We start from the raw sequence: 11,891 nt of genomic DNA on the forward strand, positions 1-11,891 counted from the left end.
ACCCTTACCGCTACGCTGCGGCGAGCGCCCCGTGAGTGCCCCCGCGACAGCCCCGTGGCCGCCCCGTCAGACCCGCCCCGAGCAGATCGCCGGCGCCCCCGACGCCTCACAATCCGGCGAGCGCGTTCCACCGCTTCCCGAACTCCCTGCGCTCCACGGACGTGATGTCCCGGGCGATCGTGAGCCGTCGGCGCATCGCGTCGTCCGGGAAGATGAGCGGGTCCTCGGCGAGCGCAGCGGTCTCCGCGTCACGGGACGAGGCGAGGACGTCGCGGGCGGCGGGTACGGGGCACACGTAGTTGACCCAGCCGGCCAGCTCCGCCGCCACCTCGGGGCGGTAGTAGTGGTCGACGAGGAGCTCGGCGTTGGCCTTGTGGCGGGCGAGGTTGGGGATCATCAGCGACTCGGCCCAGAGTTCGGCGCCCTCCTCCGGGACCACGAACTCGATGTCCGGATCGTCGTTCTGGAGCTGGATCACGTCACCGCTGTACGCCTGGCACGCCAGCACGTCACCGGCGGCCAGGTCCTTGATGTAGTCGTTGCCGGTGAACCGCCTGATGTGCCCGGCCCGGACCAGCCTCTCCACGCGATCGCACATCCGGTGGAAGTCGTCGGCGGTCCAGCGCGCGATGTCGACGCCGTCCCCCTGCAGAAGGAGCGCGAACGCCTCGTCCATCCCGGAGAGCAGCGTGACCCGGCCCCGAAGGTCGTCGGACCACAGGTCGGAGACGCGCCGAATCTCCCGTCCCAGCCGTCGCCGGTTGTACGCGATGCCGGTGATGCCCGACTGCCACGGCACAGAGAACCTGCGTCCCTCGTCGAAGTGAGGGGTGCGCAGCAACGGGTCGAGGTGGCGGGCCACGTGGGGCTGTCGCGTGCGGTCCATCTCCTGGACCCAGCCGAGCCGGACGAACCGGGCGCACATCCAGTCACTGATAACCACGAGATCCCGTCCGGTCTCCTGGTGGTTCATCAGCGAGGGGCTCACCTTGCCGAAGAACTCGTCGTTGTCGTTGATCTCCTCCGTGTAGGTGACGGCGATACCGGTCCTGCCGGTGAACGCGTCGAGTGTGGGACGACGCGTCGGCCGGTCCTCGGAGGTGTCGATGTAGAGCGGCCAGTTGGCGAAGTGCAAGGTCTTGTCCCGGGCGGAGTCGTCGCGTCGCGCGCGGCCTTCCGGGGCCACGTAGGCGGCGGGCACGCCGCAGGAGGTGAGAGCCGCGCCGGCGGCCACGGAGCCGAGAGCGCCGAGCAGGGAACGACGGGTCGGAGAGTTCCTCAGGTTCGTTCGCACCAGCGCAGGATGGCGTCGGGGCCCGGGCGCGGGCAATGGACGTTCCGTCCACCGCCGGGCCCCGAAGAGACGCGTCCTGCTCATGGCACGGGCCGCCCGACGTGCGCCCTCGCTTCGCGCGGCGGTGCTGCGTCGCACGTACGGACGCCGCCACGGGGCGCGCCCCGTGCACACCGCCCCGACCGCAAAACACCTGGTCGCGCGCCCCGTAGACGCCCCGTACGGGGCGCGCTCGCCACGGTGCGGCCCGCCCCCCGAAACGCGACTCCGTGCCCCGCCCCGTGAACCGGACCCCACGCCCCCGGTCACGACCCCCCTTAGGGATGAACCCTCCCGCCACCTTGACCCTCACAGGCCCTCGGGAACGCGAATCTCCGGGCGCGGCCCCGTCCCCAGTGATGATCCCCGTCGCGCCCGCGCTCAGCAGGATGGTCATGTCCACGCCCCACCCACGCAGTTGCCGCTTCCACCTCCAGGACGGCGCCGCGCTGGGCAGGGCCGTCGCGTCCACCCGGCCTCCGAGGAGAATCCACCATGCACCGTCGCACCACCGAGACCGCCACGCCCCGTACCGCCCCGTCGCCCCGCACGCCGCACCGCCGCGCCGTTCGGGGCAGCGCTCTGCGCCGTCACGACGCTCACGCTGCTCGGCACGGCCGCCCTCCCCGCAGCCGCCAACGCCCCCGCAGCGGCGCCCCGCTCCGTATCCGCCCACGCGCAGTCGCCCGCCGCGGCGCCCATCGTCACCCGGGACGACCACCCGCGCTCCGAGGCACTGCGCGCCGCACTCGCCGGACTGCCGGACGACGAGGCGACCGCGGCCGTGGTGCTCGCGGGAGGGAGGGACGGACGGTTCGAGGGCTCCGCAGGCGTCCGCGACATCCGGAGCGGACGGGAGGCCCTGGCCGACGGACGCATCCGCGCCGGTTCGGTGACCAAGGTCGTGAACGCCTCTGTCGTCCTGCAACTCGCCGCCGAGGACCGGCTGAGCCTCGACAGCACCGTCCAGGAACTTTTCCCCGGCCTGCTGACGGACGCCTTCACGCATCCGGTCACGGTACGGAACCTGCTCAACCACACCAGCGGCATCCAGGCCGGCGCCGGCCTCAACGGACCGTGGGAGGAGCAGTACGCGCACCGTTTCGACCGGCTCCCCGTGGCAGAGGTGGTCCGCACCGCTGTCGCCAAGGGCCCCGCCTTCGCCCCGGGCGAGCGGCAGCAGTACCTGAACATCAACTACACCCTGCTCGCACTGATCGTCGAGAAGGTCACGGGGCGCCCCTTCGAGGCAGAGGCCACCCGGAGGGTGCTGGGCCCCCTCGGGATGCGCGCCAGTTACTTCCCCGGCGACGAGGTGGGCATCCGGGGCGCGCACAACCGCGGCTACCAACTGGTGGACGGCGTCCACGTGGACGTCACCCGGTGGCGGATGACCGACCGCTGGGCGGCGGGCGACCTCGTCTCCTCCCCGGCCGACCTCAAACGCCTCCTGGTCGGCGTGTTCACGGGCGCGGCGGTGCCCCGGACCCAGCTGGAGGAGATGTTCACCGTGCCGGACATCGACGGGGCCACGATGAGCGCCGGCCTGGAGCGGTTCGACCTCGGTGACGGCAAGGTCGTGTGGGGCAAGAGCGGCGCCCGTCCCGGCTACAACGCCGGGATCGCCGCCACCCGGGACCTGTCCCGCACCGTCGTCTACGGGGTCACGGGCACCACGGCGAAGGAGTCGGGCGGCCCCGTCGCGGCACGGTTCGGCATCCCGGCGTTCGGCTGAGCGGAGCGCCCCCGCGCGGCGCGCGACGGGGCGGCCGGTCCGCCCCGTACGCCCTGTGGCACCGCGCGCCGCCGCCCACCCCGTACGCCGCCCCGTACCTGCGCAAACGCCGCACCGCAGCGCCCCGGGAACGCGCCCCGGCGCCGCCCCGTGAACGGGGCGGCGCCGGGGCGCGTCGGTGGCCGCTTCGCGGAGCTCAGCTCTCCAGCGACGTCATCACGTGCTTGACGCGTGTGTAGTCGTCGAAGCCGTACGCGGACAGGTCCTTGCCGTAACCGGACTTCTTGAATCCGCCGTGCGGCATCTCGGCGACGAGCGGGATGTGGGTGTTGATCCACACGCAGCCGAAGTCGAGATGGCGCGAGAGGCGCATGGCCCGGCCGTGGTCCTTGGTCCACACCGAGGAGGCGAGGGCGTACTCGACACCGTTGGCGTACGCGAGGGCCTGGTCCTCGTCGGTGAAGGACTGGACGGTGATGACGGGGCCGAAGACCTCGTTCTGGATGATCTCGTCGTCCTGCTTCAGGCCGCTGACCACGGTCGGGGCGTAGAAGTAACCCTTGTCGCCGACCCGGTGGCCGCCCGCCTCGACCTTGGCGTGGGCGGGGAGGCGGTCGATGAAGCCGGAGACCTTGGCGAGCTGGTCGGCGTTGTTGAGGGGGCCGTAGAGGACGTCCTCGTCGTCGGGCTGCCCGGTCTTGGTGTCGGCCGCGGCCTTGGCGAGCGCGGTGACGAAGTCGTCGTGGACCGACTCGTGGACCAGGACGCGGGTGGCGGCGGTGCAGTCCTGGCCGGCGTTGAAGAAGCCGGCCTCGCTGATGCCCGCGGCGGCCGCGGCGATGTCGGCGTCCTGGAAGACGAGGACCGGCGCCTTGCCGCCCAGCTCCAGGTGGACCCGCTTGAGGTCCTTGGCCGCGGACTCGGCCACCTGCATGCCGGCGCGCACGGAGCCGGTGATGGAGGCCATCGCGGGGGTGGGGTGCTCGACCATCGCGCGGCCGGTGTCACGGTCACCGCAGATGACGTTGAAGACGCCCTTGGGCACGATCGACCCGATGATCTCGGCCATCAGCACGGTCGACGCCGGGGTGGTGTCGGAGGGCTTGAGGACGACGGTGTTGCCCGCGGCCAGCGCCGGGGCGAACTTCCAGACGCCCATCATCATCGGGTAGTTCCACGGGGCGACCTGCGCGCAGACGCCGATCGGCTCGCGGCGTACGAAGGAGGTGAGCCCCTCCATGTACTCGCCGGCGGAACGGCCTTCGAGCATCCGCGCCGCACCCGCGAAGAACCGGATCTGGTCGACCATCGGAGGGATTTCCTCGCTCCGGGTCAGGCCCAGCGGCTTGCCGGTGTTCTCCGACTCCGCGGCGATCAGCTCCTCGGCGCGCTCCTCGAAGGCGTCGGCGATCTTCAGCAGGGCGCGCTGCCGTTCGGCGGGGGTGGTGTCGCGCCAGGCGGGGAAGGCGGCCGCGGCGGCCTCCATGGCGGCGTCGACGTCGGCCTGGCCGGAGAGCGGCGCGGTGGCGTAGACCTCACCCGTGGCGGGGTTGATGATCTCGGTCGTCCGCCCGTCGGCGGCGTCCTTGAACTCCCCGGCAATGTAGTTGCGCAGCTTGCGCGCCTGTCCCAGCTCGGTCACTGCCGGCCTCCTGTCGGATGTCCAGTGGATGAGACACCCACCCTAATCCGTGCGCCGACGTTTTCAACATAGGCAACCCTCAGTATCTGCGAAATCGGTACCCCAGCGACGCCACGACAACGAATTACATCGGTACAGCCTTGCGAAACCGACGAGACCTCGTGCACAGTGAGGCTGTGGCCAGTCGAAGCGCAGACTCCAGGAACGGGAGCGGTTCGTCGTCCGTCGACGCCGTCTCCCTGGCAATCATCGAGCAGCTCCAGGAGGACGGGCGCCGCCCCTACGCCGCGATCGGCAAGGCGGTCGGCCTCTCCGAGGCGGCCGTGCGCCAGCGCGTCCAGAAACTGCTGGACCAGGGCGTGATGCAGATCGTCGCGGTGACCGACCCGCTCACCGTGGGACTGCGCCGCCAGGCGATGGTCGGCATCAACGTCGAGGGCGACCTCGATCCGGTGGCCGAGGCGCTGTCGGCCATGGCCGAGTGCGAGTACGTGGTGATGACCGCGGGCTCCTTCGACCTGATGGTGGAGATCGTCTGCGAGGACGACGACCACCTGCTGGAGACGATCAACAAACGCATCCGGGCCCTCCCCGGCGTGCGCTCCACCGAGAGCTTCGTCTACCTGAAGCTCAAGAAGCAGACCTACATGTGGGGAACCCGATAGCCGTGAGCAAGGACCTCAGCCGAACCGCGTACGACCACCTGTGGATGCACTTCACGCGCATGTCGTCGTACGAGAGCGCGCCCGTTCCCACCATCGTGCGGGGTGAGGGCACCTACATCTTCGACGACCAGGGGCGGCGGTACCTGGACGGACTGGCGGGCCTCTTCGTCGTGCAGGCCGGACACGGCCGCACCGAACTGGCCGAGGCGGCCTCCAAGCAGGCACAGGACCTGGCCTTCTTCCCCATCTGGTCGTACGCCCACCCGAAGGCGGTCGAACTCGCCGAGCGGCTGGCCCACGAGGCACCCGGCGACCTGAACAAGGTCTTCTTCACCACCGGCGGCGGCGAGGCGGTCGAGACGGCCTGGAAGCTGGCGAAGCAGTACTTCAAGCTGACCGGCAAGCCGACCAAGCACAAGGTCATCTCCCGCGCCGTCGCCTACCACGGCACGCCGCAGGGGGCGCTCTCCATCACCGGACTGCCCGCCCTCAAGGCCCCGTTCGAGCCGCTGGTGCCGGGTGCGCACAAGGTGCCCAACACCAACATCTACCGCGCGCCGCTCTTCGGCGACGACCCCGAGGCGTTCGGCCGCTGGGCCGCCGACCAGATCGAGCAGCAGATCCTCTTCGAGGGCCCCGAGACCGTCGCCGCCGTCTTCCTGGAGCCGGTGCAGAACGCCGGCGGCTGCTTCCCGCCGCCGCCCGGCTACTTCCAGCGCGTCCGCGAGATCTGCGACCAGTACGACGTGCTGCTCGTCTCCGACGAGGTCATCTGCGCCTTCGGCCGGCTCGGAACCACCTTCGCCTGCGACAAGTTCGGCTACGTCCCGGACATGATCACCTGCGCCAAGGGCATGACCTCGGGCTACTCCCCGATCGGCGCCTGCATCATCTCCGACCGCCTCGCGGAGCCCTTCTACCAGGGCGACAACACCTTCCTGCACGGCTACACCTTCGGCGGCCACCCGGTCTCGTCCGCGGTCGCCCTGGCCAACCTCGACATCTTCGACCGCGAGGGCCTCAACCAGCACGTCCTCGACAACGAGGGCACCTTCTTCGCCACCCTCCAGAAGCTCCACGACCTGCCCATCGTCGGCGACGTCCGCGGCAACGGCTTCTTCTACGGCATCGAACTCGTCAAGGACAAGGCCACCAAGGAGACCTTCACCGAGGAGGAGACGGAACGCGTCCTCTACGGCTTCCTCTCCAAGGCCCTCTTCGACAACGGCCTCTACTGCCGCGCCGACGACCGCGGCGACCCGGTCATCCAGCTGGCCCCGCCGCTGATCTCCGACCAGTCGACGTTCGACGAGATCGAGGGCATCCTGCGCACCGTGCTGACGGAGGCTTGGACGAAGCTCTGACGGGGGCGAGTCTGCGTCGTGGAGAAGGCGACGGGCCTGGGGACGTAGGGGGCACTGCACGGCGTGGCACCTTACTGGACGGCGCGGGCGGCGTACGGGGCGCGCGGCGTGCGGCGCCGTACGGAGCGCGCGGCGCACGAGGGACCGCCCGTTGAAGCGTCGTTGCTGGCACGGGGCGCTGTGCGGGGCCAGAGTACGAGGGCGCTCCGCGGCGCTGCCCCTTACTGCGGCACGCTTGGCAGGCTCCCCGGGGCGCGGCGCTGGGCACGCACGGCAAATACGCCTTGCACCACGAGGCACACGGCTACGGGATTCCAGGTACTGGGCACCCCCGCCCCCGTCACCCCTTACCGCCGGCGCGGCGCAGTAAGAACTCCTAACGGAATGACTTCAGGCGTCGCCAGCAGATGAGTGCGCATCCGAGCGTGAGGAAGGCTTCGTGGATGTCGTCGCGGATCTCCCAGCGGATGCGCAGGCGGCGGAACCAGTGCAGGTGGGCGAAGGCGCGCTCTACGACCCAGCGCTGGGTGCCGAGACCGGAGCCGTGCTCGGCGCCGCGCCGAGCGATCACCGGCTTCACGCCGAGATCCCAGACCAGGCGGCGGTACTTGTCGTGGTCGTAGCCGCGGTCACCCAGCACCGCCTCCGGGCGGCGTCGGGGCCGGCCGCGCTTGCCCCGCACCGGCGGCACGGCCTGCAGCAGCGGGATGAGCTGGGTGACGTCGTTGCGGTTGCCGCCGGTCAAGGTGGCGGCGAGCGGTATGCCGGTGGCGTCGGTGATCAGGTGGTGTTTGCTGCCCGCCCTGCCCCGGTCGACAGGACTTCGTCCCGTCTTGGACCCCCTTTTAGCGCGCGGATGTGGGAGCCGTCGACCGCCGCTCGGGAGAAGTCCAGGGCGTTTGCGCTCCGTAGTTCGGCCAGGAGGACCTCGTGCAGCCGGGGCCACACTCCGGCCTCGGTCCACTCCGCCAGCCGACGCCAGCACGTCATGCCCGAGCCGAAGCCGAGTTCCTGCGGCAGGTGCTCCCAGGCGATGCCGGTGTGCAGCACGAACAGAATGCCCTGGAACACCAACCGATCCGGATGCTGCTTGCGCCCCGGATGCCGGACCCGGCGTTCGACCCTGGGCAACAGCGGCTCGATCAGCGCCCACAACTCATCGTCGACGTCCCACGGCTTCGGCCGCGCCACCGCACACCTCCAGATCAACACTCCCGGAGCGATCCAACCACCTCGAAGATCATTTCGTTAGGAGTTCTAAGGGGCACCGAGCCCCGAATTCCCTTACAGCATCATGCGCCGTCACGCAGACCGTGAAACGCCGCACTCGCCCCATCACCACTGCCCCACCCAGCCCACCGCCCCGCCGTACCGGGCCCGCCCCGTCCGCCACCGATACGGCGAGCCCTCACCCCCCGCACCCCCGACGGCCCGGCGTCACCCGTTCGAGTGAGAACGTGCGGCATCGGGCCGTGTGGGTGCGACGGGCCCCGCGCGCGTCCCTAGGTTCCCTTCCGTAGGGCGACCGCCCCGTGCCCCGCGCCTGCCCCGCCCCGTGGGCCTGCGGAGTCGAGCCGGCCGCACCGTGCTCACGGAACCGAGGTGTCACCATGGCGGCCCCACCCGACAACGACCTGCTGCGGGCCGTCGGCCTGCACCACGCGCATCACGGCTCCCCCGTCCTCACGGACGTCACCCTCGGAGTCCGCGCGGGCGAGATCCTCGCGGTCACGGGGCCCCGGGCCGGCGGCAAGACCACGCTGCTGCACTGCCTCTCGGGCCAGCTCGTCCCCGACACGGGGGAGATCTGGTTCGACGAGATGCCGGTCCACAGCCTCACCCCCTCGCAGCGGGAGCAGTTCCGCCGCGAGCACCTGGGGTGGATCGACTCGGAACCCCACCTGGTTCCGGAGTTGAGCGCCTGGGAGAACGCCGCGCTCCCCCTGCTGCTGCGCGGTACGCCGCGACGTTCCGCGAAGGCCGCCGCGATGGAGTGGCTCGACCGGTTCGACCTCGGCCCGCTGGCGCGGAAACGCCCGCACGCCCTGGCGTACGCGCAGCGCCAGCAGGTCTGCGTCGCCCGGGCCATCGCCATGGAACCCGCCGTGATCCTCGCCGACGAACCCACCGTGGCGCTGCGCCGCCCCGAGCGGGCCCACGCGCTGCGCACCCTCACCTCCGCGGCGCGTTCCCACGACATCACGGTCGTCATCGCCACCTCCGACGCGGACACCGCGTCCGTCGCCGACCGCACGGTGCGGCTGAGCGACGGCCGGGCCGACGGCGAGGCGTCCGACGCCCCCGAGCAGGAAGGCCGGGCAGCGTGCTCGCTCTCCGTCTGACCCGCGGCGCCCACCCGTTCGTCCTCTGCGGCCGACTCCTGGTCGCCGCGGCGTCGGCGGGTACGGGCTTTCTCATGCTGAGCGCCCTGAGCCACGCCCTGGCGCACCCCGGGGCGGGCGGCGCCCTGCTCCGGCTCGCCTGGTGCGTCGTCCCGCTGACCGCCACGGTGTACTTCGCCGTCGCCATGGCCCGCAACGACCCCGCCACGCGCCCCCGCGAGGGCCTTTCCTCCATCGGCCTGGGCCCCGCGGCCCTGGCGGGCCTCGCCGCGGCGTCCACCGCGCTGTCCAGCCTGCTGGGCTCGGTGGTGGCGCTGCTGTTCTTCCTGCACCTGCGGGGCGACCTGACGGGGCTGCCCTTCGACGGGGCGGCCGCCGAGATGCTCGCCGCGGACCAGCCGCTGCCGCTGGCCGCCGCGCTGACCCTGCTCGCGGTCGTCCCCGCCGTTGCGTCCCTCGCCACCGCCGCGGCGCTGCGCCCCCGCGCGGGGCAGCCTGCCCCCACGGCGCCGCGTACGGAGCCCGCCACGCCGCTGCCCGTACCGTCCGGGCTCCCCTGGGGCGTCGCCCTGCTGGCGACGGGGCTGGCCGTGGAGAGCTGGGCGGCGGGCGGTACGCCGCGCGAGGACGCCGCGGGCGTGCCTCTGCCCGGCGGCGTGGAGTCGGGCGCGCTCGGCGGCGTACTCGGCTGGCTGCTCACCGCACTGGGCCTGGCGCTCGCAGGACCTGGCCTCACTCATCTCTGCGGCCGGGTGCTGCAGTCGGCGAAGCCGGGCGCGGTACGGCTGCTGGCCGGGCGTGGCCTCCAGGAGGAGGCCACCCGGATCGGCCGGCCCCTCGGCGTGGTCTGCGCCGTCGCGTCGGGCGCACTCGCCTCCGCCACGCTCTACGGGGCGGGCACCGGCACCTCCCCCGCGGGACCGCTGACGGCGCTCGGCGGCGTACTCGTGGCCGGATGCGCGCTCGCGACCCTGCTCAGCGCAGGCGTGGAGGCCAGGAGGTCGCGCGCGACGGCCAACGCGGCGCTGCTGCGGCTGGGCGCCCCCGCCTCGGCGCTCCGCAGCGCGGCGGCGCTCCGCGCCGTGACGCTGATCGTGGTGTTCGTCCCGCTCACCTGGGCGGTGGCCACCCTCGCTGCGGCGCCGCTACGCGGCTGAGCCCCGCAGCCCCCGCCGGCTCCGTACGCCGCACCCGGCCCACACAACTCACGGAGCGCAGAAACGGCGACCCACCAGCGATGAGTTCCGCCCCCGACCCCGGTCCAACACCATGAACGCAGGAAACCTCCGGGCCACCTGCACCGCAGGACGGCGACCACGCCGCCCTCCGCCTACCAGTGGGGACAGCCATGTACCAGCAGATGATCTTCGTCAACCTCGCGGTGAACGACCTGGAAGGGTCGAAGAAGTTCTTCACCGAGCTGGGTTTCGCCCTCAACGAGCAGTTCTCCGACGACAGCACCGCGTCCGTCGTGATCAGCGACACCATCGTCCTGATGATCATGAAGAAGGAGCGGTTCGGCGAGTTCACCAAGAAGCAGATCGCCGACTCCTCCCAGACGGTCGAGGCTCTCCTGGCGCTGAGCGCCGAAAGCAGAGAGAAGGTCGACGAGCTCGTCGACAAGGCGATCGCCTCCGGGGGTGCCCCCGCCGGCGAGACCCAGGAGCAGGGCGACTTCATGTACGGCCGGGCCTTCTTCGACCCGGACGGCCACCACTTCGAGGTCGTCTGGATGGACCCCTCGGTCGTCGAGGGCTGAGCAGTCGTCGGGTCGCACGACCGGATCTGGTCACGGCCGGCCCTGAGGGGCGCGGGGGCGGCGACTCGCCGCCCCCGCCCTTCGCGTGACGGGGCGACCAACGCACGCGCTCGCCCGCCCCGCGTGCGCCCCGTAGCGGGGCCCACGCCGCCCCGGCACGTCTCCTCATCCGAAGGTGGCGCGCTCCAGCCAGAACTCCAGGAACGAGCGGTCGCCGCGCACCTCGATTTCGTCACTGTTCAGGGGAAGGCGCCGGTAGAAGGCGAGCATCAGCTCGGTCATCGGTCCGCGCAGTTCCACGGTGGCCTCGTCGGTGTGCTCCGGGCGCACCGCGAACCCGTCGTCCGTGAGCTCGATGAGCCATTCCCCGGGTACGCCGGGCGCCGCGTCCGTCGCGTGAAGGTGCAGGCTGCGTCCGCCGCCCCGCAGCTCTCCGGCGGGATCGGCCGGCTGGACCCGCTGCACGTACGCGACGATCTCCAGCCACTCGTCGACCGCGTCCGCTGCCAGCTCGGCATCGGCCACGAACGGCACTCCCGCCGCTATGCAGGCATCCGCGCGATGGACCAGCAACTCCTGCGTGAGCCGCCGGGCCCAGAAGCTGGAACTCTGCTCCCAGGACCAGGTCCACATCTTGCGCCCCGGCCCAGCCTCCCTCAACGCCTCCGCCGCCGACTCGGCGCCCTCGGCCAGCCACGCATCCAGCGCCTCGGGCCCGTCTTCGACCGGCGGCCCCGCGAACTGGGGAACCGCCTCGTCCGGCACTTCGGCCGAGGCGCGGGTCCGTACGATCTCGTTCATCCATCGGATGGCCCCGCCCACGTGCACGGCAAGGTCACGCAGCGTCCACTCCGGGCACGTCGGGACACGCGCCTGGAGATCGGCGGCTCCGGCCAGCGCCTGCCGCAGCAGTCCCGTCTGCACGGTCACCTCGTCGCAGTACCGGTCGTACGAGAGATCTCTCTGAGTCATGGCCGGAGCGTAGCCCCGGCTCCGAGGACGGTCACTGGCTTTTCCCGCCCTGTACCCGCCCCGTACCGCGCCGTACGGG

General features: G+C 71.6%; 10 protein-coding genes. 6 read left to right on the forward strand and 4 right to left on the reverse strand.

Annotated elements, in window-relative coordinates:
- Window positions 1-106: 106 nt before the first annotated feature.
- On the reverse strand, window positions 107-1,201 hold the full coding sequence (locus OIM89_RS06275) for a spermidine/putrescine ABC transporter substrate-binding protein (RefSeq protein ID WP_372588019.1): 1,095 nt from the start codon (window positions 1,199-1,201) through the stop codon (window positions 107-109).
- Window positions 1,202-1,751: 550 nt separating this feature from the next.
- Here OIM89_RS06275 and OIM89_RS06280 point away from each other — a divergent pair.
- Window positions 1,752-3,068 (forward strand): serine hydrolase domain-containing protein, encoded by a 1,317-nt coding sequence (locus OIM89_RS06280; protein WP_264491059.1) that lies wholly within the window; start codon window positions 1,752-1,754, stop codon window positions 3,066-3,068.
- A 196-nt stretch (window positions 3,069-3,264) separates the two neighbouring features.
- Here the strand turns inward: OIM89_RS06280 and OIM89_RS06285 are convergent, their stop codons facing one another.
- Complete coding sequence (locus OIM89_RS06285; RefSeq protein ID WP_008409424.1) at window positions 3,265-4,710, reverse strand: gamma-aminobutyraldehyde dehydrogenase; 1,446 nt, start codon at window positions 4,708-4,710, stop codon at window positions 3,265-3,267.
- 176 nt (window positions 4,711-4,886) lie between these two features.
- On the opposite strand from OIM89_RS06285, the gene OIM89_RS06290 reads away from it, so the two are divergent.
- Complete coding sequence (locus OIM89_RS06290) at window positions 4,887-5,375, forward strand: Lrp/AsnC family transcriptional regulator (RefSeq protein ID WP_003951151.1); 489 nt, start codon at window positions 4,887-4,889, stop codon at window positions 5,373-5,375.
- The gene (locus tag OIM89_RS06295; RefSeq protein WP_047470642.1) at window positions 5,360-6,739 is read left to right on the forward strand and encodes an aspartate aminotransferase family protein; all 1,380 of its coding nucleotides are present in this window, start codon (window positions 5,360-5,362) and stop codon (window positions 6,737-6,739) included. The genes OIM89_RS06290 and OIM89_RS06295 overlap by 16 nt, the downstream gene beginning before the upstream one ends.
- Window positions 6,740-7,115: 376 nt before the next feature.
- Here OIM89_RS06295 and OIM89_RS06300 read toward each other — a convergent pair.
- A protein-coding gene (locus tag OIM89_RS06300) for an IS5 family transposase (protein WP_374118795.1) occupies window positions 7,116-7,930 on the reverse strand; the annotation gives its coding sequence in 2 pieces (ribosomal slippage) (window positions 7,116-7,576 and window positions 7,576-7,930; 816 coding nt in all).
- A 419-nt stretch (window positions 7,931-8,349) separates the two neighbouring features.
- Between OIM89_RS06300 and OIM89_RS06305 the strand changes: the two genes are divergently transcribed.
- From OIM89_RS06305 to OIM89_RS06315, 3 genes are all read left to right on the forward strand, one after another.
- A complete protein-coding gene (locus OIM89_RS06305) occupies window positions 8,350-9,081 on the forward strand; it encodes an ABC transporter ATP-binding protein (RefSeq protein ID WP_047470640.1) in 732 nt (243 codons plus the stop codon).
- On the forward strand, window positions 9,063-10,238 hold the full coding sequence (locus tag OIM89_RS06310; protein WP_195730289.1) for a hypothetical protein: 1,176 nt from the start codon (window positions 9,063-9,065) through the stop codon (window positions 10,236-10,238). Before OIM89_RS06305 ends, OIM89_RS06310 begins: the two co-directional genes overlap by 19 nt.
- A 191-nt stretch (window positions 10,239-10,429) precedes the next feature.
- Complete coding sequence (locus OIM89_RS06315; protein WP_030698114.1) at window positions 10,430-10,840, forward strand: VOC family protein; 411 nt, start codon at window positions 10,430-10,432, stop codon at window positions 10,838-10,840.
- A 165-nt stretch (window positions 10,841-11,005) separates the two neighbouring features.
- Here the strand turns inward: OIM89_RS06315 and OIM89_RS06320 are convergent, their stop codons facing one another.
- A complete protein-coding gene (locus OIM89_RS06320) occupies window positions 11,006-11,812 on the reverse strand; it encodes a maleylpyruvate isomerase family mycothiol-dependent enzyme (RefSeq protein ID WP_195730290.1) in 807 nt (268 codons plus the stop codon).
- Window positions 11,813-11,891 lie beyond the last annotated feature (79 nt).

The sequence above is a fragment of the Streptomyces sp. BI87 genome, assembly GCF_025957665.1.
GTDB classification, from domain to species: Bacteria; Actinomycetota; Actinomycetes; order Streptomycetales; family Streptomycetaceae; genus Streptomyces; species Streptomyces albidoflavus.

Bases quoted from the DNA above. Each gene is read 5' to 3' on its own strand.
- OIM89_RS06320 (WP_195730290.1), bottom strand. From the start codon at position 11,812: ATGACTCAGAGAGATCTCTCGTACGACCGGTACTGCGACGAGGTGACC.
- OIM89_RS06315 (WP_030698114.1), top strand. From the start codon at position 10,430: ATGTACCAGCAGATGATCTTCGTCAACCTCGCGGTGAACGACCTGGAA.
- OIM89_RS06305 (WP_047470640.1), top strand. From the start codon at position 8,350: ATGGCGGCCCCACCCGACAACGACCTGCTGCGGGCCGTCGGCCTGCAC.